Annotated in this window: 23 protein-coding genes, 1 tRNA gene and 1 pseudogene; 19 read left to right on the top strand and 6 right to left on the bottom strand. The window is 56.9% G+C overall.

Annotated features, from left to right (window positions below; all coding sequences use genetic code 11):
* Positions 1 to 15: 15 nt before the first annotated feature.
* Genes ubiG through rdgC form a run of 7 tightly spaced genes read left to right on the top strand, consistent with a single transcriptional unit; the run spans position 16 to position 4,387 of the window.
* A complete protein-coding gene (gene ubiG, locus BM035_RS19915) occupies positions 16 to 732 on the top strand; it encodes a bifunctional 2-polyprenyl-6-hydroxyphenol methylase/3-demethylubiquinol 3-O-methyltransferase UbiG (protein WP_008171454.1) in 717 nt (238 codons plus the stop codon).
* The gene (gph, locus tag BM035_RS19910) at positions 722 to 1,393 is read left to right on the top strand and encodes a phosphoglycolate phosphatase (protein ID WP_092034057.1); all 672 of its coding nucleotides are present in this window, start codon (positions 722 to 724) and stop codon (positions 1,391 to 1,393) included. The genes ubiG and gph overlap by 11 nt, the downstream gene beginning before the upstream one ends.
* Before the next feature lie 57 nt (positions 1,394 to 1,450).
* Entirely contained in the window at positions 1,451 to 2,200 is a 750-nt protein-coding gene (locus BM035_RS19905) for a YciK family oxidoreductase (RefSeq protein ID WP_008171450.1), read from the top strand.
* Positions 2,200 to 2,433: a glutaredoxin family protein gene (locus BM035_RS19900; protein ID WP_008171448.1), complete on the top strand. Its 234-nt coding sequence runs from the start codon at positions 2,200 to 2,202 to the stop codon at positions 2,431 to 2,433. The genes BM035_RS19905 and BM035_RS19900 overlap by 1 nt, the downstream gene beginning before the upstream one ends.
* A gap of 12 nt (positions 2,434 to 2,445) precedes the next feature.
* Positions 2,446 to 3,216, top strand: a complete 771-nt coding sequence (gene yaaA, locus BM035_RS19895) for a peroxide stress protein YaaA (RefSeq protein WP_092034054.1) — start codon at positions 2,446 to 2,448, stop codon at positions 3,214 to 3,216.
* Between the two features lie 24 nt (positions 3,217 to 3,240).
* The gene (locus BM035_RS19890) at positions 3,241 to 3,441 is read left to right on the top strand and encodes a DUF2788 domain-containing protein (RefSeq protein WP_064227465.1); all 201 of its coding nucleotides are present in this window, start codon (positions 3,241 to 3,243) and stop codon (positions 3,439 to 3,441) included.
* 19 nt (positions 3,442 to 3,460) lie between these two features.
* A complete protein-coding gene (gene rdgC / locus BM035_RS19885) occupies positions 3,461 to 4,387 on the top strand; it encodes a recombination-associated protein RdgC (protein ID WP_008171444.1) in 927 nt (308 codons plus the stop codon).
* A gap of 56 nt (positions 4,388 to 4,443) precedes the next feature.
* On the opposite strand, the gene BM035_RS19880 is transcribed toward rdgC, so the two are convergent.
* Complete coding sequence (locus BM035_RS19880; protein ID WP_092034051.1) at positions 4,444 to 7,188, bottom strand: bifunctional acetate--CoA ligase family protein/GNAT family N-acetyltransferase; 2,745 nt, start codon at positions 7,186 to 7,188, stop codon at positions 4,444 to 4,446.
* 208 nt (positions 7,189 to 7,396) lie between these two features.
* Between BM035_RS19880 and BM035_RS19875 the strand changes: the two genes are divergently transcribed.
* Positions 7,397 to 8,323 (top strand): histone deacetylase family protein, encoded by a 927-nt coding sequence (locus BM035_RS19875; RefSeq protein WP_053114886.1) that lies wholly within the window; start codon positions 7,397 to 7,399, stop codon positions 8,321 to 8,323.
* Between the two features lie 6 nt (positions 8,324 to 8,329).
* Here BM035_RS19875 and BM035_RS19870 read toward each other — a convergent pair whose 3' ends face one another.
* Positions 8,330 to 9,247: a flagellar protein MotY gene (locus tag BM035_RS19870; protein ID WP_092034048.1), complete on the bottom strand. Its 918-nt coding sequence runs from the start codon at positions 9,245 to 9,247 to the stop codon at positions 8,330 to 8,332.
* A 183-nt stretch (positions 9,248 to 9,430) separates the two neighbouring features.
* On the opposite strand from BM035_RS19870, the gene pyrC reads away from it, so the two are divergent.
* Both pyrC and rnt read left to right on the top strand, forming a co-directional pair.
* Positions 9,431 to 10,462, top strand: a complete 1,032-nt coding sequence (pyrC, locus tag BM035_RS19865) for a dihydroorotase (protein WP_092034045.1) — start codon at positions 9,431 to 9,433, stop codon at positions 10,460 to 10,462.
* A 44-nt stretch (positions 10,463 to 10,506) separates the two neighbouring features.
* Positions 10,507 to 11,163, top strand: a complete 657-nt coding sequence (gene rnt, locus BM035_RS19860; protein WP_075267700.1) for a ribonuclease T — start codon at positions 10,507 to 10,509, stop codon at positions 11,161 to 11,163.
* 74 nt (positions 11,164 to 11,237) lie between these two features.
* Here rnt and BM035_RS19855 read toward each other — a convergent pair whose 3' ends face one another.
* The gene (locus BM035_RS19855) at positions 11,238 to 13,484 is read right to left on the bottom strand and encodes a methyl-accepting chemotaxis protein (RefSeq protein WP_008171433.1); all 2,247 of its coding nucleotides are present in this window, start codon (positions 13,482 to 13,484) and stop codon (positions 11,238 to 11,240) included.
* 162 nt (positions 13,485 to 13,646) lie between these two features.
* Entirely contained in the window at positions 13,647 to 15,632 is a 1,986-nt protein-coding gene (locus BM035_RS19850; protein WP_008171430.1) for an SDR family oxidoreductase, read from the bottom strand.
* A 385-nt stretch (positions 15,633 to 16,017) separates the two neighbouring features.
* On the opposite strand from BM035_RS19850, the gene BM035_RS19845 reads away from it, so the two are divergent.
* Both BM035_RS19845 and BM035_RS19840 read left to right on the top strand, forming a co-directional pair.
* The gene (locus tag BM035_RS19845; protein WP_008171428.1) at positions 16,018 to 16,317 is read left to right on the top strand and encodes a hypothetical protein; all 300 of its coding nucleotides are present in this window, start codon (positions 16,018 to 16,020) and stop codon (positions 16,315 to 16,317) included.
* Positions 16,318 to 16,381: 64 nt separating this feature from the next.
* Complete coding sequence (locus BM035_RS19840) at positions 16,382 to 19,204, top strand: insulinase family protein (protein WP_092034043.1); 2,823 nt, start codon at positions 16,382 to 16,384, stop codon at positions 19,202 to 19,204.
* A gap of 5 nt (positions 19,205 to 19,209) precedes the next feature.
* Here the strand turns inward: BM035_RS19840 and BM035_RS19835 are convergent, their stop codons facing one another.
* Positions 19,210 to 19,842: a TIGR04282 family arsenosugar biosynthesis glycosyltransferase gene (locus BM035_RS19835; protein WP_053114880.1), complete on the bottom strand. Its 633-nt coding sequence runs from the start codon at positions 19,840 to 19,842 to the stop codon at positions 19,210 to 19,212.
* Positions 19,829 to 20,536 carry a TIGR04283 family arsenosugar biosynthesis glycosyltransferase gene (locus tag BM035_RS19830; protein WP_075267689.1) on the bottom strand — a complete coding sequence of 236 codons (708 nt, stop codon included), beginning with the start codon at positions 20,534 to 20,536 and terminating at the stop codon, positions 19,829 to 19,831. The genes BM035_RS19835 and BM035_RS19830 overlap by 14 nt, the downstream gene beginning before the upstream one ends.
* Positions 20,537 to 20,623: 87 nt before the next feature.
* On the opposite strand from BM035_RS19830, the gene BM035_RS19825 reads away from it, so the two are divergent.
* The 7 genes and pseudogenes from BM035_RS19825 to BM035_RS19795 form a co-directional block, all read left to right on the top strand.
* Positions 20,624 to 20,700, top strand: a tRNA-Arg gene (locus tag BM035_RS19825).
* A 294-nt stretch (positions 20,701 to 20,994) separates the two neighbouring features.
* Complete coding sequence (locus tag BM035_RS19820; protein ID WP_092034041.1) at positions 20,995 to 21,252, top strand: hypothetical protein; 258 nt, start codon at positions 20,995 to 20,997, stop codon at positions 21,250 to 21,252.
* A 15-nt stretch (positions 21,253 to 21,267) separates the two neighbouring features.
* The gene (locus BM035_RS19815) at positions 21,268 to 21,483 is read left to right on the top strand and encodes a hypothetical protein (RefSeq protein ID WP_092034040.1); all 216 of its coding nucleotides are present in this window, start codon (positions 21,268 to 21,270) and stop codon (positions 21,481 to 21,483) included.
* Between the two features lie 282 nt (positions 21,484 to 21,765).
* Complete coding sequence (locus BM035_RS19810) at positions 21,766 to 23,037, top strand: hypothetical protein (protein WP_092034038.1); 1,272 nt, start codon at positions 21,766 to 21,768, stop codon at positions 23,035 to 23,037.
* 41 nt (positions 23,038 to 23,078) lie between these two features.
* Positions 23,079 to 23,360: a hypothetical protein gene (locus BM035_RS19805; RefSeq protein WP_092034035.1), complete on the top strand. Its 282-nt coding sequence runs from the start codon at positions 23,079 to 23,081 to the stop codon at positions 23,358 to 23,360.
* Positions 23,361 to 23,377: 17 nt separating this feature from the next.
* Complete coding sequence (locus tag BM035_RS19800; RefSeq protein ID WP_092034032.1) at positions 23,378 to 23,689, top strand: hypothetical protein; 312 nt, start codon at positions 23,378 to 23,380, stop codon at positions 23,687 to 23,689.
* A gap of 34 nt (positions 23,690 to 23,723) precedes the next feature.
* Positions 23,724 to 24,102 (top strand): annotated as a pseudogene (locus BM035_RS19795) (transposase); the annotation flags it as partial.

Raw genomic sequence — 24,102 nt, 5'->3', positions numbered from 1 at the left:
CAGGCAGAACCAACCATGACAAACCAGAACGTAGACCGGAACGAGATCGCCAAATTCGAGGCCCTTGCCAGCCGCTGGTGGGATCCCTCGAGCGAATTCAAGCCACTGCATGATATTAATCCCCTGCGGCTGAACTACATCGATGAGCGGGTTTCCCTGGCCGGAAAGCGCGCTCTGGATGTCGGCTGCGGTGGTGGCTTGCTGTCGGAGGGCATGGCCCAGCGAGGCGCCCACGTTACCGGTATCGACATGGGCGAAGCTCCGCTGGCCGTCGCGCGGCTGCATGGCATGGAGAGCGGTGTGAATGTGGATTATCGCCAGATCACCATCGAAGAACTGGCCGAGGACAGCGAACACGCGGGCCAGTACGACGTGGTTACCTGCCTTGAAATGCTCGAGCATGTTCCGGATCCCGCATCGGTGGTGAGGTCCTGTGCCGCCATGCTGAAACCGGGCGGCCATCTATTTGTATCAACCATCAACCGGAACCCGAAATCGTTTCTTTTTGCGATTGTGGGGGCGGAGTACGTGCTCAGGTTGCTACCCAAAGGCACCCACGAATGGAAGAAATTTATCCGGCCATCGGAAATGTCCGACCATCTTCGCCACGCAGGGCTGGAAGTCCGTGAGCTTACGGGGATGACCTATAACCCTGTCACCAAGGTATACAAGCTCGGACGGGACGTGGACGTCAACTATCTGATGCATGCCAGGGATATTCGTGAAGCCTGAAACCACGCATCGAGCCTCCACGGTCCTGTTTGATCTGGATGGAACACTGATTGACACCGCACCGGACTTTATCCGGTGCCTGAATCAGTTACGGGAACAGCACGGGCTCCCCGCCCTTCCCCACGAGCATATCCGACGCTCGGTCTCGAACGGCGCGCGCGCCATGATCCGGGTCGGCTTCGGCCTGGAACCGGAACATCCGGAATACCTGGAAAAACACACCGCGTTCCTCGACCTCTACGAGGCGGGCGTGGCAGTGGAGACCAGCCTGTTCGAGGGGATGGACGAGCTTCTCAAAGCCCTCGAGGAGCAAGGTATTCCCTGGGGCATTGTGACCAATAAGCCTGCCAGGTTCGCGGTTCCACTGATCGAGGCCCTTAACCTGGCTGACCGGTGCGCGGCGCTGGTTTGCCCCGATCACGTTGCCCAGCGCAAACCTCATCCGGAAGCCCTCTTTCTGGCCTGCCAGCAGATCGGCGCCGATCCCGCCACCGGCATTTATGTGGGCGACCACGAACGGGACATCGAAGCCGGGCGTAACGCAGGCATGAAAACCATCGCCGTCCGCTACGGTTACATCGAGGAGCCGGAAGCCATTGACCTGTGGCAAGCGGACCTCATCGCCGACACCGTCACGGACCTGGCAAAGCTGTTACAATAGCGCATCAAATTTAGGATCCGGTGTTCAGCCGGTAACAGCCTGACACGGAGACAGGTTATGCATGATTACCAAGCACCCGCCGATCTTCTGAAAGACCGCATCGTGATGGTGACGGGTGCCGGCAGCGGCATTGGCCGGGCTGCAGCCAAGGCCTACGCCGCCCATGGCGCCACCGTGGTACTGGTAGGTCGCACGGTCAGCAAACTCGAAACGGTTTACGATGAAATTGAAGCAGCCGGCCACCCCAAGCCTGCCATCGTGCCCATGAACTTCGAGGGCGCCGCGGTGAAAGACTACGAAGAATTGGCCATGACCCTGGAAGATAACTTCGGGCAGCTGGATGGTTTGCTGCACAACGCGGCAATTCTGGGCGACCGCAGTCCCGTGGAGCTTTATGACCCTGAAACCTGGAACAAGGTCATGCACGTGAACGCAACGGCGCCGTTCCTACTAAGCCGGGCAATGATTCCCCTGCTTCGAAAATCCGACGACGCCTCGGTGATCTTCACCTCCTCTGGTGTCGGCCGCAAGGCAAAAGCCTACTGGGGCGCCTATGCCGTCTCCAAGTTTGCCGTAGAGGGCCTGAGCCAGTTGCTGTCCGAAGAACTGGACGACGAGCGTCACAATGTCCGGGTAAACAGTCTGAACCCCGGCGCGACCCGTACCAACATGAGAGCCCACGCCTATCCGGCGGAGAATCCACAGCAAAATCCGGCACCAGAGGACCTGATGCCGATTTACCTGTATCTCATGGGCAAGGACAGCCAGGGCGTCAACGGCCAGAAACTGGACGCACAACCGAAATAATGGAACTGCTTTTTTACACAACCTCTCAGTGCCACCTGTGCGAACTGGCCGAAGCCCTGCTTGTAAGCACGCCCATGCCGGAGCCGATCCCGGTAGACGTGGTGGACATTGCCCAGTCCGAAGAACTGGTAGAACGCTACGGTACCCGAATACCGGTGCTCCGACGCAACGATACCGGTGTGGAACTGGACTGGCCTTTTACCAGGGATGACTTACTTACATTCCTGCAATGAGGATTGCCTGACATGTTGATGGTTATTTCCCCTGCCAAAACGCTGGATTACGAGAGTCCGCTGGCGACCAGTACCTATACTCAGCCGGAATTCCTTGAGGATGCCTGCGAGCTGGTCGACCAGCTTAAAACGCTGGAGCCGCACCAGATCAGCAATCTGATGAGCATCAGCGACAAGCTTGGGCAGTTGAACGCCGAGCGCTTCCAGAACTGGCACACGCCGTTTACCCCCGAGAATGCCCGGCAGGCTGTGCTGGCTTTCAAAGGTGACGTGTACACCGGCCTGGACGCCGAGAGCTTCAGTGAACAGGACTTCGACTTTGCCCAACAGCATCTGCGCATGCTTTCCGGTCTGTATGGCGTCCTGAAACCCCTGGACCTGATGCAGCCCTACCGCCTGGAAATGGGTACCCGGTTCGCGAATAACCGTGGCAAGGATCTGTATGCCTTCTGGGGCAGCAAGATCACAGAGGAGATCAACCGGCTGCTTGCGGATGACGACGGCGTGCTGGTCAACCTCGCCTCCAACGAGTATTTCAAAAGCGTAAAGAAGAAAGACCTTGAAGGCCGGCTGATTACCCCCCAATTCAAGGACTGGAAGAATGGTCAGTACAAGATGATCAGCTTTTATGCCAAGAAAGCCCGGGGGCTGATGTGTCGGTTTGCCATTCAGAACCGCATTACCCAGGCCGACGACCTCAAGGGATTCAACCTCGAAGGCTATTACTTCAGCGAAGACCAATCCGATAAGAACAACTGGGTTTTCCTGCGGGATGAACAGTAATCCACGTTGAAATCGGAGTCAGCAATGAACGAAGCAATGTTTTCCCAGATCGCCATGCTGGTGTTTCTGACCGGCCTGATTGTCTGGATGGGTTTCATCGTCTGGGATCTGGCCAAGAAATCCCAGGCCGGCAAGTTCGGCACCATCGCACTATTTACGGTGCTGGGCGCCGGCGTTGTGGGCTTTATCGTTAAAACCGTACTCGTAGAGATCATGCAAATATGAAAGACAAGGACCAGCCCTGATGTGGTTTCGCAACGCCCGCGTATTCCGATTTACCAAACCCTTTGATATCTCTGCCGAAGAGCTGGAAGACAAGCTCCAGGCCGATGCCTTCAAGCCCTGCGGACCTCAGGAAACCAGCCGCCAGGGCTGGGTTCCGCCCCTGGGCAAGCATGGCGAACAACTGGTTCACAGTGCCAACGGCTATCACCTGATTGCCCTGCGCAAGGAGGAAAAGATTCTTCCCGGCCCGGTGGTGAAAGAAGCGGTTGAGGAGAAGGCCGAAGCCATCGAGTTCGAGCAGGGCCGGAAGGTCCGGCGCAAAGAAAAGGACGAAATCAAGGAACAGGTAATGCTGGAGATGCTGCCCCAGGCCTTCTCCAAGAACCGCCGCTCCTTTGCCTACCTCGCCCCCCAGGACGGTGTTCTGGTGGTGGACGCGGGTTCTGCCAAGCAGGCGGAAGATCTGGCCTCGACTCTGCGCAAGAGCCTCGGATCGCTGCCGGTTCGTCCACCCGCGGTGGAACAGGCACCTGCTTTCACCTTTACCGGTTGGCTGAACGAATCCATCGACCTGCCCGGCAAGGTGGTTCTGGGCACTGAATGCGAACTCAAGGATCCGTCTGAAGATGGCGGGGTGGTGCGCTGCAAAGGCCTGGACCTGAAAGCCGATGAAATCCGCAACCATCTGGATGCGGGCATGCAGGTGACCAAGCTGTCCCTGACCTGGGACGACAACGTCTCCTTTGTGCTGGATGAAGAACTGGGCATCCGTCGCCTCAAGTTCGGCGAAACACTTCAGGATCAACTGGATGATGTCGACGTGGACGACCACGCTGCCAAGTTTGATGCGGCTTTCACGCTCATGACCCTTGAGCTGTCCCGGCTGATTCCAGGGCTCCTGGAAGCGCTCGGCGGCGAAGATCGCTCTGCGATTGTCGAAGAGTAGTGCCGTAAATCCGGGTCAGATACCCGCTTTATCTGACCCGGCCTCCCTTGCGCTCTTCAGTGGGCACTCTTTCCCAGCCGCTCTCTCTGCCAGTCTTTTTCCGGTTCGTTCAGGACCAGCCGCAGATCCATCACTTCCTCTTCGGTATTGAACTTGATTTCAAAGCCCAGATGTTCCGCCAGCTGCAACATGGGACGATTATCCGGCAGCACATTGCCCACCATTTCCACGGTACCCCTGGCCCGACAGTAATCGATCATCTTCTGCATCAGGGCAACGCCGAGGCCTTCGCCCTTCATTTTATCGTGCACCATGACCGCGAACTCGCATTGCAGGTTATCGGCATCGGTCCAGGTGCGCACGGTTCCGAGGGTTTCCTCGCCTTCCCCGTCTTCCCTGGGCGCGTTGGCAATAAAAACCATCTCCCGGTCGTAATCGATTTGCACCATCTGGGCTACGTCTTCGCGAGAGAAATGCTTGCGATACTGGAAGAACCGGTAACGAATGGATTCCGGCGACTGCAACTCATGGAACGCCCGATGGGCAGGCTCATCTTCCGCCAGTACCGGTCGAATGATGACCCGGCGCCCGGATTTGGGCAAAACAATCCATTCCTCCAGTTCCCGCGGGTAAGGCTGAATAATCGGCCGCCCCGGCTTGTCGGCCAGATTGATGGCAATATTGACAGCCACGGCCCCCTGCTCGTTGAACAGCAAGGGCGAGATCTCAAGCCCCTTGATTTCCGGAATGTCGATAACGATCTGTGAGAGGGTGACCAGGGTCTCGGACACCGCGCGGATATCCTCCTCCGGCTTCAGGCTGTGTTCTTTCAGCAGCTTGTACATGTAGGTACGGCGCAGAAGCTCACGGGCCAACACCATGTTCAATGGCGGCAGTGCGATCTGACGATCGGTCATCACGTTGATCTGGGCGCCAGCTGCACCACAAACCACCAGGGGCCCAAACAATGCGTCCCGGGTAATGCCGACACTGAACTCGATCCCACCCACGTGCTGGTAGGAACGCTGAACCGCAAACCCGAGAAATCCACTTTCCGGGAAATGGCTCTTGTACTCCTCCATCAGGTAGCGGCACGAATCCATGATGGCCGCCTCGCTGTTCAGTTTCTGGACCGTACCCTTGTACCGACGCTGGGTCGGACTCAGGTCCAGAAAAGGATGGCACGCCTGCTCGTGAATGATGGTAATGTCGATGGGGCGCCGCTCAACCGCAAACACCTCCAGCACCTCTTCCATATCGTCGCAGTACATGGTTTCGATGGTGCTGATCCCGTAGTCCCGCACCAGGTCCCGCGCTTCCCGGTTCGACAGGTGATACCGACCTGCTCGAAGGGCCCTGTTGACCACATGACGGGTGTGGGTGCGGTCTGCAAAGTGGTCGGTAAAGGATTCCGGCGTTTCCGTAAGCAGCCGCTGAACCCGCTGGTGACGAACATGCTGCATGAATGCCATCACGGCTTTTTCGGGATTGAAGAACGACGGCAGCCCGGCCCGGTAAAACTCTTCCCGAGCATCCATGACCGTACTCTGGCCGAGCCAGCAGGTGAACACATTCAGACGTGTGCCCTTGGACGCCTGCACAACCGCGTCCGCAATCTGGAGGCTGTCCTCCGTCAGACTCGGGGCATACATCACCAGAACGTTTGCCACTTCCGGATCCTTTGCCAGGATCTTGATGGCCTGGCCGTAAAGTTCCGGCGAGGCATCGTAGTTAAGGTCAATGGGGTTTTTGCGGGTCCAGTAAGGTGGCAGCAGCTCGGCCAGGTTCTCAATGCTGGAATTCGACAGCTCTGCCAGTTCACCACCAAGATCCGCCAACCGGTCCACGGCCAACACCCCGGGGCCGACCCCATTGGCCATGATCGCCAGGGTTTCGCGGCGCAAGGGACGCATCCGCGTCAATGTCTCGAGCGCATCAAACATCTGGCCAAGGCCATCCACCCGGAGCACACCTGCCCTCTGAAGCATGGCGTCGTAAATCGGATCGCTGCGTTTCAGGCCATCAGGGAGGTCGTGGGGAAACCACTCCGACTCCGGCACCCGACCGGACTTCACCGCAATCACCGGCTTGGTGCGGGACGCCACCCGCACCGCCGACATGAAGCGGCGGGCATTGGGAATGTTTTCGATGTGCAGGAGAATCGCACGGGTCTGTGTATCCTGCGCCAGGTAGTCGATCAGGTCGTCGTGATCGATATCCATGCCATCGCCCAGGGTCAGGAAGTAGGAAAACCCCACACCACGGGCGAATGCCCAGTCGATGACCGAACTGGCGATGGTGCCGGACTGGCCAACGAAGGCAACCCGGCCAGGGATGGCGCCCATATGGGCGTAGGTAGCGTTCAGGCTGCGTGCCGGGACCATCAGGCCAATGGTGTTGGGGCCCAGAACCCGGATTCCGGTCTCCCGGGCCGCTTCACGAACGGAATACATCAGGGGCTGGCCGGTTTTACTGTGAGTACGTGACATGCCACCGGTCATAACGATCGCGGTGCGCACCCCGGCCTCCCCCAGCCGCTTGATGGTCTTGGCCACGGTATCCGGCGGCGTACAGATGATTGCCAGGTCCGGGGAAAATTCCATTTTCGAGACTTTCTTGACGCAGGGCACCCCGTGCACGTTGTCGTAATCGTTCTGGTTAACCACCAGTAACCGGCCGGGATAACCGCCCCCCATCAGGTTCCGCAACACCATACCGCCAAGGTTGTCTGCCCGCTCCGACGCACCGATCACCGCAATGGACGCGGGATTAAACAGGCTCTCCAGATACCGGGTGCTCAAGCTGACTCTCCTTTGTATGCGGCCGGCAGACCGTTGGGAAATAAATGTAATAAAACAGGTTACTTATGAGTGTAACTCTTATCTTAGGCCTTGATACCCCGATGTGAAATGACTATCGCCGTTATAAGACCAAAGAAACACGGCATCGTGCAGTTTTCCCTGATAAGCTTGAAGAAAATATAAGCATATCGAAGGCAGTCCGAGACGTATGACCACGGCATTCTTTTCCCACGATGACTTCATGAAACACAACATGGGGCCGGAACATCCGGAAAGCCCTGAGCGGCTGGCGGCCATCATCAGCTACCTTGCTGATACTGGCCTGGACCAGAAGCTGGACTGGGTGCGGCCGGAAGAAATCACCCGTGATCAGCTTCTGATGGTGCATCCGGAAAAATATCTCCATCAACTGGACCTGATGCAACCGACCCGCGGCCGCGTGTTTACCGACCCGGACACGGCCATGATGCCCGACACCCTTCGAGCCGCTCGTCTGGCAGCTGGTGCCAATATCCAGGCCGTGGATATGGTCATGAGCAGCCAGGTTACTAACGCGTTTGTGTGTGCCCGGCCGCCCGGGCACCATGCCGAGCGGGCGAAATCCATGGGGTTCTGTTTTTACAACAACGTTGCCCTGGCCGCCATGCGCGCCCTCACCTTTCATCATTTGGAGCGGGTCGCGATCATCGATTTCGACGTGCACCAGGGCAATGGCACCGTAGACATTGTCAGTGGCGACGAGCGTATCCTGATGTGCTCAAGCTTCCAGCATCCCTTCTATCCGCACTCCCACGTGCACCGGCAGGCCGACAACATCGTGAATATTCCGATTGAGGCAAACTGTTCGTCTGAAGAGTACCGGAAGCAGGTGGAGGCGGGATGGCTGAAGCGCCTGAATGAATTCAAACCGCAGTTGATCCTGATTTCGGCGGGTTTTGATGCCCACCGGCTGGATCCGATGGCAGAACTGAATCTGGATACGGAAGATTATCGCTGGCTAACAGAAATGATTGTGAGTGTCGCCAGTGAGCACAGCAATGACCGGATCATTTCAACCCTGGAAGGCGGTTACCACCTGCGGGCCCTGGCGGAAAGCGTCAATGCCCACCTGGAAGTTCTGGATTCGGTTTACTGACGCCAATCAGCCCCTGGGTTCGCCGCCATAGCCGTTGGCCTGTTGCAGTTCCGGGCGGTCACCGGCCCGTTGCAGGCGGATATTGGTGCGGCGGTTATCGGCGGGCCGGTTGGATACCGGGTACTGGTCGCCGTGAGCCCGAACGGTAATCATGTTTTCATCAATACCGCTCGCCTTGAGGTAGTCGGCTACTACATTGGCGCGATCTTCGGAAAGCGCACGGTTGTCGATCCGGCTTCCAATACTGTCACTATGGCCATCCACGAAAATCCGCTCGACCGTGGAATCTGCATTCACATAGGCCACGATGTTATCCAGTAGTTGCCTGTCGGCATCGGACAATTGCGTGCTGCCGCTGGCAAAGGGCACCCTCGAGCGCTGGATCTGATCAAAGTTTACCGGCAGAAGATTGGACGTACAGCGCTGATAACGCTGGTACTCGCCGGCGAAGTTGATGTTGGAGACCTGAACCCGCACCGGGCGGCCATCAAACCACGATTCCCTGGTTACCGTCGGGCGCATCCCGTCCAGAAGTCCATGGGCGACCACGAACGCCTGACGGGTATCCAGCGAGACCTGACGGCGATCATCCGAGACATTGACCGTTCCCAGGGGCTTCGGCGCCACACCCGGACGCCAGGCCGGTGCCTCGACCACAAGGCTGCCGCGCCCTGGTCGCATCAATGCGGAATCAGACTCCAGGAAAAAGCTGAGACTTTCACCGGCGCGATGATTGAACACAGCCCGACCGTAGCCGGGAACTTCGTGCACCAGCCGGCATTCAAATACCGACTCGGCGAGATACCACTGGCTGTTCTCGATTCCGGCGCCATAGCTGGCAGCCTGCGCGGTTGCCGGCAGAAGCACCACGGGCAACATGGCAACCAGCAGAGTATTCAGGAGTTGTCCGGGGCGAAATCCCATAGAGCTAGCCATCAGTGTCCGGAGTTAGCAGAGTCAGACTGTTTAACGGCCTGAGCCGGAAGTTCTTTAGCCACCAACCGGAAAACAATCACCCGCGCCTTCTGGTATAATTCGCCAAATTTTTTCGGCTCCCAGAGAACCGGGCACAAGCTCGCCCCGCCAAAGGTATTTCGGACAAACGCCATGACAGACAAGCTCACGCTCACACGCCCCGACGACTGGCACCTTCACGTACGGGACGGCGACATTCTCAACGACGTGGTACCGGCTACGGCCGCCTGCTTCGGTCGCGCCATCATCATGCCCAACCTGGTACCGCCAGTCACCACCGCAGCCGATGCCACAGCCTACCGGGAGCGGATTCTGGCGGCTGCCAATGGCACCGAGTTCGAGCCTTTGATGACGCTGTATCTGACCGAGAGCATGACGGCGCAGACCATCCGGGATGCCAGGGCTGCCGGCGTTGTGGCTGCCAAGCTTTACCCGGCCGGAGCAACGACCAATTCCGACTCCGGCGTGAAGGATATCCGCAACATCTACCCGGTTCTGGAAGCCATGGCCAATTGTGGCATGCTGCTGCTGGTACACGGCGAGGTAACCGATGCCGATATCGACATTTTTGACCGGGAAAAGGTATTTCTGGAGCGTGTCCTGGCACCCACTCTCGAGGCTTTCCCGAACCTGAAGGTTGTACTGGAACATATCACCACGGCCGATTCCGCAGAGTTTGTCCGGCAGCACACCGGTGACAACCTCGGTGCGACTCTGACGCCCCAGCACCTGATGTATAACCGCAACCACATGCTGGTAGGCGGCATTCGACCGCATCTCTATTGCCTGCCAATCCTAAAGCGTAACCGCCATCAACAGGCGCTCAGGGACGCGGTGGCCAGCGGCGACAAACGCTTTTTCCTGGGCACGGATTCCGCCCCTCATTCGAAGGATCGCAAAGAGGCAGCCTGCGGTTGCGCTGGCTGTTACTCGGCTTACGGCGCAATCGGCCTGTATGCGGACATTTTCGAAGAGCTTGGCATCCTGGATAAACTTGAAGCATTCGCCAGTTTCAACGGGCCGGATTTCTATGGCCTACCGCGGAATACCGATACCATCACCCTGATTCGTGACCCCTGGACCATGCCGGCAGAGCTGCCGCTGGCTGACGGAACCATCGTGCCCCTCAAGGCTGGTGAAACCGTTCACTGGAAACTGGCGTAAACCTGACTTATTCCTTCTCACACACGGCCAAGACCGGAGCTTGAGTGACTGACGAAAACAAACCACCGCATCCCATGTCCCGCCGCTTTCGCGGGTTTCTGCCTGTTGTAGTCGACGTGGAAACCGCTGGCTTCAATCCCGAGCGGGACGCCCTGCTGGAAGTGGCGGCAGTGATACTGACCATGGACGACGATGGCTGGGTGCGGCGCGCTGAAACCCACGTTCAGCAGATCGATCCTTTCGAAGGCGCGAATCTGGAGCAGTCCGCGCTTGATTTCACGGGTATTGATCCGTGGAATCCGGAGCGAGAAGCGGTACCCGAGCGGGAAGGACTCAGCGAGATCTTCAGCCCCATTCGCAAGGCGGTGAAGAACCACGATTGCAAGCGAGCCGTCCTGGTGGGCCACAATGCCACCTTTGACCATAACTTCATCTTTGCAGCCGCGCTGCGGGCCGACATCCGTCGTAACCCGTTCCATCCTTTCTCAACCTTCGATACCGCCACGCTGGCCGGCCTGGCCTATGGCCACACGGTTCTGGCCCAGGCCTGCAAACTCGCGGGCATTCCGTTCAGCAACAAGGAAGCCCATTCCGCCGCCTATGACGCGGAAAAAACCGCAGACCTGTTCTGTGGCATTGTGAATCGCTGGAAAGAACTGGGCGGCTTTCCGCCTCCGGTGATCCCCGAAGAGACCGAATAACCGCCATAAAAAAACCCGCCGCAGCGGGTTTTTTTCTGTGTGCCAGGCCTAAGTGTTGAAGGCACGCCTCATACTCAGCTGACTTTAAAGCGGGACAGAGAATCCCTGAGCTGATGAGACAACTCCGCCAAGTCACCACTGGCTTCGGAGATCTGGACCATGGCCTGTTTGGTCTCCAAGGACTTTTCAGCAATTGTGGATACGTTGCGCGTTACTTCTTCGGCCGTGGCTGATTGCTCTTCGGAAGCCGTAGCAATCTGCTCCGCCATACCGGACATCCGGGCAACCTCTTCCACTGCCTCGCGAAGCTGCAATACTACGGTTCCTGCCCGCTCAGAAATGCCTCTGGCCTGGGTGCTGCAACGGGTAACGACCTTTGAAGCACGCTCCGACGAATTGACCAGAGTTTCGATGGAACTACTGATCTCCTCGGTCGCCTTCTGGCTGTTCTGGGCCAAGCTGCGCACCTCATCCGCGACCACCGCGAAGCCCCTGCCCTGTTCACCGGCCCGGGCCGCTTCAATAGCGGCATTCAGAGCCAGCAAGTTAGTCTGGTCGGCGATGGACTTTATCGAATCCAGAACCCTGGTGATGGATTCCATATTCTTTCGCAAGTCCTCTATGCCGGCTTCTGCTTCCTCCAGTTCCCTGGCCATAGCACGGGTGTCCTCAGCGGAGGATTCCACCTCGGTGGCGCTGCGGCTGACCGCCTCATCAGTGCGCCGGGCGGCGGCTGCCGATTCCGAGGTATTCTGGGACACCTCGCTGATGGCAGAGGACATTTCTTCAATGGCCGACGCCACCTGCTCAGTCTGCTCTGCCTGCTGATTCACACTGTCCAGGGTCTGCGAGGTGGTACCGGACAACTGTTCAGATGCACTGGCCTGGCGCTGGGACGCTTCTTCAACCTTGAAGATCACTTCTTTCAGGTCTGACACCATCTTGAGCATGGAGCCGTATACGCCCGTGGCATTGTCACTGTCGGACGAATCAATGACCAGGTTACCTGCAGCTACCTGTTCCGCCAGTGCCTGCAATTCGGACGGGTCTTTGCCGAGGGGTTTCATGATCCGCACTGCGGTCCAGACCGCCACGGCCGCCACAGCCAGGAGCACAATAGCAATGGCTATCGCCGCCAGCGTCCACATTTCACGCACCGGCGCCAAGGCCTCGTCTTCGCTAATCTCCGCCACCAGCGCCCAGTTCAGCCCGCCTACGGTAACTGGCCTGTGGGCGGAAAACACTGGCTCGCCACGGTAGGACGTAACCACGCCTTCACCGGAATTTCCGGCCAGGGCCTCATCCACCGATGTCGAACTAATGCGTCCATTCTCCGGGTCGGCAAAGGAAGCGACAACACTGCGGTTTTCCGGATCCAGGTAGGAGTCTGACCGCATCAGGTTATCCGGCCCCACCAGATAGGCATCCCCGGTTTCGCCCATGCCATCTCGTTCCATCATGATGTTGTTCAGGCTGTCGATGGGGAACTGGAAGGCCAGCACGGCCAGCCGCTCATCTTTTTCGGAATATATGGGGGTTGCCACAAATCCGGCGGGCGCACCGTAGGACGGTACATACCGAGTAAAATCAACAAAAGTCGGAGCAGTATCCTGTCCGTCAGACATCGCCTGACGATAAGCTGCCGCCAGGCCAGAATCCGCGTAAGGACCGTCTTTCAGGGAGGTAGCAAAATCCACCTCTTTGGCTACGGAATAGATAACATGGCCTGTATCGGCATCAATCAGATAAATATCGTAGTAGCCGAACGCCTCCTGAAACTCCTTGAACGAGGTGTGCCACTGTTTGTGAAGCGTGTTATAAAACTGCGCGATATGGACGTCAGCCGATACCAATTCGTCTTTCTGCCCCACAGGATTCGGGTTGTCCACGATGTAACCCATCTGCAGAGCCAGGCTGTTTTTGCTGAGGGATGCAACGAAGTCCGAGGCTGAACGTCCGTTAGCACCACCATTTTGCTGCAAGGGTGGCAAAAAATTCTGCTGATAATAAGCCTCGACGTTTTCTCGTAAGGTCGACTGCTCCTCTTGTACCAGTTTTTCATAATTCTGGAATGCCAAACCAAACCCCTGGGCCGCCGTTCGGGTCCCGCGATTATTGGCCATGGCTTTCAGCTGCCGGGCAATAGTGCTGAGATAATCTTCAACACTATGCTGCTTATTGGTAGCCGCAATAGAGAGTCGTTGCAACGCCTGTTCCGTCAGGCTCTGTCGGGCAATTTCGGCGTTAAAAAATGAGATGGCAATGACGGGAAGCAGGCCAACCAGCAGCAAAGTCAGCAAAAGACGTTTCTTGAGAGTCATCAATAGCCCTTCTTTTATATTGTTCTTATGTTAACCATCGGCTATCGGCTGGTTTTCTTTAGCCCAGAACACTTTATAAAAGAGGCGAATCTCTTTTAACCCATTAATATGGGGGGGGGGGGGGAAATAACTCCCCCTCCCACTCGATTCGGGGCAACTGCGTTACCAGTAGATGCCCCGCATGATGGCGGCGAAAGCCACCTGCTCGCTGGACACCTTCGGCTTCTCCCCGGAACGGCTACCAGCGGCGGCCGGTGAATCCGGGAACATCCGGTAACCGGTGTTCATGACGATCTCGGCCATCTTGGGCGCCAGGGCATGAAGCACCTGGGCAAAGATACCCAAACGGGTAGCGATTCGCTTCGGCCGGTAGACGATGGCATCAGCAACCATGGTCGCAGCCTCGTCCGGCGTTAGCGTGGGGACAGAATCGTAGATCTTGGTTGGCGCAATCATCGGCGTTTTCACCAGCGGCATGTTAATGGTGGTGAACGTGACATTGCGATCCGACCATTCCGAAGCGGCGCAGCGGCTGAAGGCATCCAGCGCGGATTTGGAAGCCACGTAAGCCGAGAACCTGGGAGCGTTGGTCAACACACCGATGGACGAGATGTTGACCACGTGACCGCGGCGATTCTCAAGCATCTTGGGCGCAAAGCCCATGATCAGACGAACGGAACCAAAGTAGTTCAGTTGCATGGTGCGCTCGAAATCGTGGAAGCGGTCGAACGACAGATCCAGTGAACGGCGAATCGAGCGCCCGGCGTTGTTAACCAGCACGTCGACCTGGCCATGGTTATCCAACACGGTCTTCACGAACTCGTCGCAGGCATCCATGTCGGAAAAATCGCAGGGATAGGCGTGTACGCTTGCGCCCCGGGACTCCAGCTCTGCGGCCACTTCCTTCAGGCGCTCGAGTTTGCGGGCACCGATCACGAGGATCGCGCCGGCGTCTGCCAGTTTCTGGGCAGTTGCAAGACCAATACCGGACGTAGCACCGGTCACCACACAGACGCGACCTTCAACCGTGCCCTTGAGCGTGCGGTCCTTGAACAGGTCCGGATCCAGATTGCGCTCCCAGTAATCCCAGATCACCGGCGCGTAGTCCGGCAGGCGGGGCACTTCAATGCCGGTGCCTTTCAGAACGCGCTCGGTTTCGCGGGCGTCAAAACGGGTCGGGTAATTGATGAACGACATCACGGATGGCGGAATGCCCATGTCATCAAGAATGGCCGACGTCAGACGCTTCACCGGTGGCAGGTTCTTCAAGCTCTGGCGAATGAATGGCGGAATAAAGCCGAACATGCGGGAATCGATCCGCATCCCCATCCGGGGTGCGTGACCAGCCTCGCTGAAAATGTTGAGAATTTCGCCAACCTTGTACGGATCGGTATCCACCAGGTGGAAGCACTTGCCGTCTTCACCCTCGAGGTGAGCAATGTGATCCATGGCGTTAACCACGAAATCCACCGGCACAATGTTCAGACGCCCACCCTCGACACCAATGGTCGGAACCCACTGGGGCAGCGCGTGGCGGATTTTCTGAATCATTTTGAAGAAATAGTAGGGGCCATCCACCTTGTCCATTTCACCGGTAGCGGTATGCCCAATCACCATGCCCGGGCGGTAGATGCGGAAGGGAACCTTGCATTCCTCACGAACGACCTTTTCAGATTCGTGCTTGGTCCGCAGATACGGATGATCCAGCTTCTCGGCTTCCTCGAACATGTCTTCGCGGAAGATTCCTTTGAACAGACCGGCAGCCGCAATGGAAGAAACGTGATGGAAGTGCTTGGCGCCCATCGCTTCCGCAGCATTCACCGCAGCGCGGGTGCCCTCGATATTGGTCGCCTGCTGGGCTTCTTCATCTGCGCCCATATCGTACACGGCGGCGAGGTGAAAGAAGTGGTCGATTTTCCCTTTCAGGGCTTTCATCGTCTTGGCGTCGATGCCCAGATTCTTGCTGGTCAGGTCGCCTATGACGGCCTTCACCTGGGTTTCATCCGCGCCCCAGCGCTCACGCAATTTGTCCAGCTTGTCCTGGGATTGTTCACGCACCAGTACGTGGACAGTGCCACCACGTGCCAGAAGCTTCTCCACCAGGAAACGGCCAATAAATCCGGTGCCACCCGTCAGGAAATAATTCATCAATCTTCCACCCTGCCTGTTGCTCTGTTGTTGTCTATCCATGCCGGCACCCATACGACTAAAGTCTTAGAGTTTTCCGGAAACGCCGGCATTGTACTTAATTGCAACCTTCATGTATCGAACTTTTTTAGAGCTTTTACTCTGTAAGCCTTTGTTTTGTATAGAGCTATTACTCTAAATTTCTGACCCGACAAGCGGGACATGCCCGTCCGGTTCGTCGACACAATGTTTTTGAGACTAGCACAGGAATTGCCCCGTGCATGCTCAATTTCCGGATTACCACAATGCAATGAAAGCGCCCGCCAGCAATGACATAATCGGGAACTTATCGCGCCTTTTGGCATCTCTTGTTTTCACAGGAACACCGACCTTCGGAACCCCTACTATGCAGAAAGACAATCCCAACGCGGAACGCTACATTTCGATTGCCCGGGCCTGCCTGAAGGCCATCAACGACACAGCCGATAACGCTGGTTCACGGGAAGAGAAAATTCAGGCGGTCTACGAGGCCATCGACAAGGCCTTCCAGGCCGAGTTCGCCGATTATCGCCAGTCCGTCGCCATCATGGCCACGGTTCTGGAGCGTATTGCCTCGGGCCAGCTGGACAGTGAGAAAGCCGCAGACCTGGCACGTAAAACACTTGACCAGCAGCCTGAAAGCACCCGCAACGCGCTGATGCACTGATTCGCAAACCTCTTCTCCGGATCCCAGAGGGCCTATGAACACACGTACCGTCAGGAAGAACTCCATGCAGAACCCGATCTCACGCCTGTTTTCCCTGCTCATACTTTTGCTGTTCAGTACCCTTGCTCTTTCTGCGCAGATTCCGGAGAAGAGCCCCAATGACGACAACCAATACCGGTTTATCGAACTGGACAACGGCCTGAAGGTCATTCTGGTGTCTGATGAGGATGCAGACAAAGCAGCGGCCTCAATGAACGTTGCTGTTGGTAGCGGAGATGATCCGGCGGAGCGCGAAGGCCTCTCCCACTTCCTCGAGCACATGCTGTTCCTTGGGACCGAGAAATACCCCGATCCTGGCGAGTACCAGCAGTTCATCAAGAGCCACGGTGGCCAGCACAACGCCTTCACCGCGTTCCAGGACACGAACTACTTCTTCGATGTTCAGGCCGAATTTCTGGAACCGGCACTGGATCGGTTCGCCCAGCAATTTTCCGCGCCCTTATTTACCGCAGAACTGGTGGATCGTGAGCGCAACGCTGTGCACTCGGAGTTCAGCGCCAAACAGAAAGACGATGGTCGACGCTTCTATTCCGTCAAGAAGGCCGTTAGCAATCCGGATCACGCCTTCAGTCACTTTGCCGTCGGAAACCTGAGCACCCTTGAGAATACGGAAGCAAATCCCCTTCGGCCGGACCTGATCGAGTTCTGGAAGCAGCATTACTCCTCGAACATCATGAGCCTGGCGGTTTACGGGCCCCAAACCCTGGACGAGCTGGAATCCATGGTGCGAGGGCGGTTCGATGCCATTGAAAACCGCAACCTTGAGACCAAGCGTCACGTCGCCAGCCTGTACCGCTCAGATGAGCTGCCAGCCAAGGTCACAGCAGAAGCACTGAAGGACGTTCGAAGCCTGTCGCTCACGTTCCCTATTCCGTCCCAGGAAGCGAACTACCGCACCAAACCCGCCAGCTACGTGGCCAACCTGCTCGGCCACGAGGGCCCAGGCAGCCTGTTCGACGTTCTGAAACGGGCCGGTCTGGCGGAAAGCCTTTCCGCAGGTCTGGGCATGGATACCGGCGAGAACGCCACCCTCGAAATCAGCATTTCCCTGACACCGGAAGGACTGGCTCGCCATGAGGACATCCTGCCGCTGGTATTCGATTACATCGAGAAGATTCGCCAGAAAGGTATCAGCGAGCAGCGTTTCCTGGAAATGCAGAACCTGGCTCGCATCGATTTTCGATTCCGCGAACAGGGTAACCCCCTGCACGAAGCCATGCGCCTTTCTCGTTACCTCCAGGACTATCCCGCCGAAGACGTTTTGCGGGCGCCCTGGCTGGTTGAGCGCTTCGCGCCGGAACAGTACCGCGACATTCTGGACAGGCTGACGCCGGACAACCTCCTTACTTTTGTTCTGGCACCGGAGCCTGAACTTGAAAATCCGAACCGAACCGACTGGTACGAAGCGGCGTGGGCCCGAAAACCACTCGACCCGGCAACACTGAGGACCCAGTTCCTGCCAGAACTCGCTGCCCAGCTGCGCCTGCCGCCGGAGAATCCATTTGTGCCGGAAGATCTGGCGATGGTGCCCGGAAAAACCATGGCGCAGCCGACACAACTGGCAACCATCGAGGGAATGGATGTCTGGTTTGCCCGGGATACCCGGTTTGATACCCCGAAAGCCAACGTGTTTGTGGGCCTTCGTACGCCTGCCACCCGAGCGTCGGCACGCAGCTACGTGCTCACTCAGCTGCTGGTGGACGCTATCAATGCCAATCTGAACGCCTGGGCTTACTCCGCCAGTCTTGCGGGCCTGGATTACAGCGTCTATCCGCATCTCAGGGGTATCACGGTCCGGGTCGGCGGTTACGACGACAAACTCCATACCCTGATGAACCGGATTCTGCTCCAGGTGGCTGCACCGGAACTGACCGAACAACGTTTCGAGATCGCCCGGCAGCAGCTGATTGACGGCCTGCAGAACAAGGCCAAGGATCGCCCCGTCGAACAGACCTCTGAGTTTATCCAGACGTCCCTCATCGAAGGCGCCTGGCCCACCGACGCCAAGCTGAGAGCCGCCCGGGAAGTTAGCTTCGAGGAACTGCAGTCCTTCTCTGAAGCCCTGCTGTCACAGGTTGACCCGGTTATGATGGCGCACGGAAACCTTACCGAGGCCTCGACTCTTAACCTCGCGCGGCAAATTGACGCCATTGTTCTGGGCAACAGCGAGCTGGTCCGGGTAGCACGAAGCCAGGTGCGCCAGCTGCCAGATAATGAAACCCTCGTCTCCATCGACGTGGACCATCCAGACACGGGCTATACCCTCTACATGCAGGGAGACAACACCAGCTTTGAGGAACGGGCCCGATTCCGGCTGCTGGCCCAGATTATCAGCAGCCCGTTCTACGAAGAGATCCGAACCACCCGCCAGATGGGCTACATCGTTTACGCAACGCCTTTTGAAATGCTTGAAACACCGGCCCTGGGGTTTGTTGTGCAGTCACCTTCCGCTTCCCCGGCAGAGATTGACCAGGCTGTTCAGGAATTCTCCAACAGCTTTGAGGAAACCCTCTCCGCTTTGACAGCGGAACGCCTTGATCGGGAGAAACAGGCCGTTATCAGCAAGCTACTCGAGCGGGACCGGCAACTCGGCGAGATTTCCAGCCGCTACTGGCGTGAGATTGATCGGGGCATGGACACGTTTGATTCCCGCCAGCAGTTGGCCAACGCGATCAAGCAGGTCGGAAAACCACAATTGCTGGAAACCTTCAAAAAGGCCGTCCTGGAGCGCAAGCAGGCATTAGAAGTGGTTACAGGTGGGAATGGCCTGGAGGCAAACCGGGCGCTTGGCAGGCTCACCGAGCTGCCGCCGGTGCCCGCCAGCTAGAGTACTCAAAGAGTGCGCAGAAAGCGCGCCCAGTCTTCGGGCTCGTCGACATCCCAGCGGGGCTCCAGCAAACAATAGCTGAGCCCCGATGCTTTAAGGCGCTCACAGGTCTGGGTCAGAACCTCCGGCGTGCCCCAGGCAATGTCATCCAACATTCCCTCAGCCACTCGGGAGGCTCCAATCAGGACATAGCCGCCATCGTCTGAGGGCCCAAGCACAACGTCGTAGTCTTTCAGGAGCGCGACGGCGTTACGGGCGTAATCCGGATCGACCGAGGGGCAATCACTGCCCACCACCAATGCCCGGTCATAATCCTGAAGAGACAGACTCAACGCTCGATACATCCGTTGGCCCAGTGTGCTCCCCTCCTGAACGCCTTGCATCAGGCCGGCGGCATCAAGCTCTTCAATGATAGAGGCCGCCTCGCCGGGCCGGTCATCCACCGGTCTATCCCACCAGAATTCCACCGGATAGCCGGTCGCACACAGGTTATCCAGCACAGCCAGCGTGAGCCGAACATGGGCTTCGAGAGCCCCGACCGCACCCAACTCGGGCATCAACCGGGTTTTAACCCGTCTGGCTTCCGGCCATTTGGCAAACTGGAGAAAAACCGCCGCAGGCGGATTACTTTGAGGCATTGCGCACATCCGATCGGTAAATTTGGGCCAGGGACTCCGGCGATTCACCACGCCAATACCGCCAGCGCAGCTGCCACATCAGAAAAATCGTTCGCCAGGCACCGTATTTCTGCCAACGGCGGCTATCGGTAACGACTGGCTCTTTTATACAGAAAGGATGGGACACCAGGCAAAGACGGCGTGAGAATTCGACATCTTCCATGAGCGGCATCGGGTGAAAACCATCCAGGGCGTCGAAAACGTCCCGCCGTACGAAAATTGCCTGATCACCGGTGCAGATGCCTGACAGGCGCGAGCGCTGGTTCATGAACCAGGCAATAACCCGGAAAAGCAGCCGCTCACCACTCAGCCGCACATCGAACCGCCCCCAGGCGCGACGGGAATGGACGAAACTTGCGAGATGCTCCAGAGCTTCTTCCGGCAGGCGCGTATCTGCGTGCAGAAACAACAGTAGATCGCCCTTTGCAACTGCCGCGCCGGCGTTCATCTGAAGCGCCCGGCCCTTCTCTGACACAACCACCCTGTCGCAAAGTGGCCGGGCCAGCTCAACGGTTCGATCGGTACTGCCACCATCAACGACAACCACCTCATGCCCCCGGTTACGGATCGGTTGCAGGGCGCGCAGGGTGTCGGTTACACCTGCCGCTTCCATCCACACGGGAACAATCACGCTTAGCGAGAAAGGATCTGGCAAAACACACTCCGTGACATTCTCTGAAACCGGACCGAACCTTGAGCCTCAGGTCTTAGCCCGCTATCATACCGCCCTTCTCGCGATAATGCCCCCGTAGCTCATCTGGATAGAGCGTCCCCCTCCTAAGGGGAAGGTAGCAGGTTCGAGTCCTGCCGGGGGTACCATCCCATCAATAAAATCATATATTTAGCATTAGTAAATCAGCTAACCCACCAACCTACCCCTCAACCCTAAAACGATCAATTTTTAGCCATAACCTTTCGTTCCCCAGCCACATAATTTCTTAGAATTGCGACCGCCGTTTTCCAATGCCGGCGATATCTCTCTGTTTTGGCGAATATTCAAGCACACGGTCCGGCCAAAATCTATTTGCTTGCTAGAACGACGAAATGGGGTAACGTCGAAATAGGTCTCGAACGGCGTGACCAATTCAACAGGCAAGCAGAGGATATTCCAAAATGATGAAACACTTGATTGACCAGATTACCGACCTGCTCAAACAGGCCAATGCTCTGGCGGAGACTCTCGACAACTTCCAGCTGAGCAAAGCCGAAGTGCGGGTGTCGTGCACGGACGGCACCCGCCTGGTGATCGGCGACAATCTCCAGAACTACAGCGATGGCACCTCCGGTGACAGCTCCTTGTCACACCTGACACCTGCTACCGCCAGCGCGGCGGACCAGCTGGGCACCATCAAAAAGAACGTCTGGTTCTGATCGGAGGGATTCAACATGGATTTCATGAAAAAGACTCAGAACCTGGCCGCGACGCTCACCAAAGAATTCAATTGCGAAGAGATCAATCTCACCGTCCAGATGCGACGGGGAGAAGACTGGATTACCCTCGATCTGTTCCAGAATTCTGAGGAGCCGAATAAGTTCTACGCGACCGTTGACTACTCTTCCAGCCAGCACCTTCAACTTGGTGCGGGCAGAAACGTCCACTGAGTGAAGCGGCCCACCCTCCAACACCCATGAGGGGGATGGGCCCTAATTCGCACAATCCGGAAAGCCCTACGGCACCCCCCCTCCAAGACTTACATCAAATAGACCCTCCGAATCGCTTTACCACTGCACCGAACTTATGGCCAAGCCAACCTACCCATGAGTCCAGCCAAAATATATTTGGCAGCCAATTAACTTTTTTCTTGCACAAACAGCAATTCGCCAGTAGAGTTAAAAGTGTTGATGGCTGCCAGCCACATTTTTACTATTTGCCGAGGGCACGACATGGAAAACCTGAGTCGCGAAAAAGTTCAGAAAATTGCTCAAGACTTTATCAACAACGAGATCAGTGATGTCATCAACCTGTTCCTCGGCCAGGATCGGACAGCGCTCGCGCTGGACCTTGAGAATCATAAATCCCAAGATCTCTCTTGTAGTACCAGGGAACAGTTCGACATTGAACTATTACTTGACCGTTGTTTCGACTTTGCCGTCGAACGTCGTCAGGGCGGGGATGATCAGGCGGACCAGGGTTCACTGCGGTCACTGGTAGAGTTCAACGCCGGTGACACTGTCATCAATTCGACCTTCACAGAACGCCAAGAAACCCTCGGTTTACTCCTGGATCTACATGAAGCGGTGATGGCTTTTGAGTACGGGGAGGAAGACGACATTCTCACCAGGGAGCAAATCGCCCTTTTGAGCGGGCTGGCGGTGGAGACGGTGCGGCTGGCGGGCTTCGCCGAGGGTCAAGACAAACTCCCGCAAGAGCGTCCAGGAGTCGCCCGTAAAGCGGATGTGCAGCGGTGGCTTCTTCACAAAGGTAAATACCGTGAATTCAGATGGCTGCCTCCCTTCGTTCTGAAACCAGATGCCCCCTCACCTTCTGCTCGGGAATTGGCTGAAACCATCCATCACCAAGCTCTGAGACAGTTGGGTAAAACCAGCGAGGTGTACTCGATCCTGCCACCAGAACATCGGCCAGGCTTCGAAGCCTACCTGAAATCCAAGGCGTTTGACCCCGAGAACCTCCAATGGGTAACCGCCGATAACGCCGAAACCTTGGGCACTGCTTTGATGATCGACCCATGCTGGCTGTTCGAAAGCCTGGACTTCTGGGCATCAGAAGCCAGACGCCGATATATGGTCGGTCAGCTCGCGGAGCAAATGGCGCGCAAATCCCCGCCAAAAGCCCCCTCTGGCGTAGTCGCTGATAAAGAGACCTTGAGGGACGTTCTGACAAACCATCCGTCGATTGAGAAGCACCCTGCGCAGCGCAAACCGAATGCAAAAATTGACGGCTACCGAGTCATTGGAGGAATGGCGTTCGCACACCAGCATGAAGGGAAAACTCAATTTCTCTGGGTGCCGGATGAGATCGCCGTGCCAGACACCTCGATCGTCAAACACTACCCGGCAGTAGGCTCTAATGAGCCAACCACCCGCCACAGCGGCCTGGCGAAATTTCCCGAACTCGGTCGGGCTGGTATCAACAAGATCAAAGTCAAAGACAGTGACTCATTCAACGAGATACTGAATCTCTTGGTGGCTCACTAACACCGGGTTTACCCGCACTACGGTCAAGGAGCGGCTTCAACATGGCAAACGTCAGTTACCAACTTACGGAACATGGACGCAAACGCGCTGCCCAACGAGCAATCTCAGACATCGTGCTCGATGTGCTGTTGGAATGCGGCGAAATGGAGGAGCAAAAAGGCGGGACTTCATTGATTGAGCTCGACCGCAGGGAACGAAAAGCGCTTATCAAATCCCTGAAGCAACTCCTGCGGGCACTAACAAATGATGCCCCGCCGTTTGCAGTAGTGGGCGAGAGCGGTCGCGTCATTACGGTTGGCCATAAATACAAACAACAACACTAAGAACGGAGCCCAACATCATGGAACACTCCTACCTTAATTCTCTGGTACAAGTTGAAATCACCGGAGCAGATCTCCCGAAGGAACTGCTTCTATCCGAAAACGGACGGTACGCGACCTACTACGCCCCTTTCGAGTTCATCAATGAATCAGCCAAAGTCGTCATTTGCGGGATTACTCCAGGCATCCAGCAGGCCACTATTGCCATTAAAGCGGCTCAAGAAGGGCTTGGACAGAGTCTACCAGCCGAGGAAGTGCTCAAACGCGCCAAACACTCCGCCAGTTTTGCTGGAGCGGTAATCCTCCCGAAAAACAGCGGTGGTCAAAAGTAGAATTTTCCGTAAGCTAGACGCAGGGAGATTCTGCATGAAGAAGTCACGTTTTTCCGACAGCCAGATCCTGTCGATCCTCAAGCAAGCCGAGAACGGCGTGCCGGTTCCGGAGCTGTGCCGAGAGCACGGCATGAGCAGCGCCAGTTTTTATAAATGGCGGGCCAAGTTCGGTGGCATGGACGCGTCCATGATGGCTCGTTTGAAAGAGCTGGAGGATGAAAACCGCCGGCTCAAGAAGATGTATGCCGAGGAACGATTGAAGGCTGACATCCTCAAGGAAGCTATCGAAAAAAAGTGGTAAAGCCGTCTCGTCGCCGTGAGATGGCGCAGAAAGCCGTCAATGAGAAGCGCATCAGCATTCGTCTGGCGTGCTGGATGTTCAGCATCAGTGAGACCTGCTACCGCTACCAGCC

Origin of the sequence: Marinobacter sp. DSM 26671 (assembly GCF_900112835.1) — a bacterium.
Taxonomy (GTDB): Bacteria; Pseudomonadota; Gammaproteobacteria; order Pseudomonadales; family Oleiphilaceae; genus Marinobacter; species Marinobacter flavimaris.
Note: the sequence above shows the minus strand (reverse complement) of the source record. Positions and strands in the feature narration are given on the sequence as shown.

What these genes read in the sequence shown, in the direction of transcription:
- ubiG (WP_008171454.1), top strand. Translation starts at nt 16, where the DNA reads ATGACAAACCAGAACGTAGACCGGAACGAGATCGCCAAATTCGAGGCC.
- BM035_RS19905 (WP_008171450.1), top strand. Translation starts at nt 1,451, where the DNA reads ATGCATGATTACCAAGCACCCGCCGATCTTCTGAAAGACCGCATCGTG.
- BM035_RS19900 (WP_008171448.1), top strand. Translation starts at nt 2,200, where the DNA reads ATGGAACTGCTTTTTTACACAACCTCTCAGTGCCACCTGTGCGAACTG.
- yaaA (WP_092034054.1), top strand. Translation starts at nt 2,446, where the DNA reads ATGTTGATGGTTATTTCCCCTGCCAAAACGCTGGATTACGAGAGTCCG.
- BM035_RS19890 (WP_064227465.1), top strand. Translation starts at nt 3,241, where the DNA reads ATGAACGAAGCAATGTTTTCCCAGATCGCCATGCTGGTGTTTCTGACC.
- rdgC (WP_008171444.1), top strand. Translation starts at nt 3,461, where the DNA reads ATGTGGTTTCGCAACGCCCGCGTATTCCGATTTACCAAACCCTTTGAT.
- BM035_RS19875 (WP_053114886.1), top strand. Translation starts at nt 7,397, where the DNA reads ATGACCACGGCATTCTTTTCCCACGATGACTTCATGAAACACAACATG.
- BM035_RS19870 (WP_092034048.1), bottom strand. Translation starts at nt 9,247, where the DNA reads ATGGGATTTCGCCCCGGACAACTCCTGAATACTCTGCTGGTTGCCATG.
- pyrC (WP_092034045.1), top strand. Translation starts at nt 9,431, where the DNA reads ATGACAGACAAGCTCACGCTCACACGCCCCGACGACTGGCACCTTCAC.
- BM035_RS19855 (WP_008171433.1), bottom strand. Translation starts at nt 13,484, where the DNA reads ATGACTCTCAAGAAACGTCTTTTGCTGACTTTGCTGCTGGTTGGCCTG.
- BM035_RS19850 (WP_008171430.1), bottom strand. Translation starts at nt 15,632, where the DNA reads ATGAATTATTTCCTGACGGGTGGCACCGGATTTATTGGCCGTTTCCTG.
- BM035_RS19845 (WP_008171428.1), top strand. Translation starts at nt 16,018, where the DNA reads ATGCAGAAAGACAATCCCAACGCGGAACGCTACATTTCGATTGCCCGG.
- BM035_RS19840 (WP_092034043.1), top strand. Translation starts at nt 16,382, where the DNA reads ATGCAGAACCCGATCTCACGCCTGTTTTCCCTGCTCATACTTTTGCTG.
- BM035_RS19835 (WP_053114880.1), bottom strand. Translation starts at nt 19,842, where the DNA reads ATGCCTCAAAGTAATCCGCCTGCGGCGGTTTTTCTCCAGTTTGCCAAA.
- BM035_RS19820 (WP_092034041.1), top strand. Translation starts at nt 20,995, where the DNA reads ATGATGAAACACTTGATTGACCAGATTACCGACCTGCTCAAACAGGCC.
- BM035_RS19815 (WP_092034040.1), top strand. Translation starts at nt 21,268, where the DNA reads ATGGATTTCATGAAAAAGACTCAGAACCTGGCCGCGACGCTCACCAAA.
- BM035_RS19810 (WP_092034038.1), top strand. Translation starts at nt 21,766, where the DNA reads ATGGAAAACCTGAGTCGCGAAAAAGTTCAGAAAATTGCTCAAGACTTT.
- BM035_RS19805 (WP_092034035.1), top strand. Translation starts at nt 23,079, where the DNA reads ATGGCAAACGTCAGTTACCAACTTACGGAACATGGACGCAAACGCGCT.
- BM035_RS19800 (WP_092034032.1), top strand. Translation starts at nt 23,378, where the DNA reads ATGGAACACTCCTACCTTAATTCTCTGGTACAAGTTGAAATCACCGGA.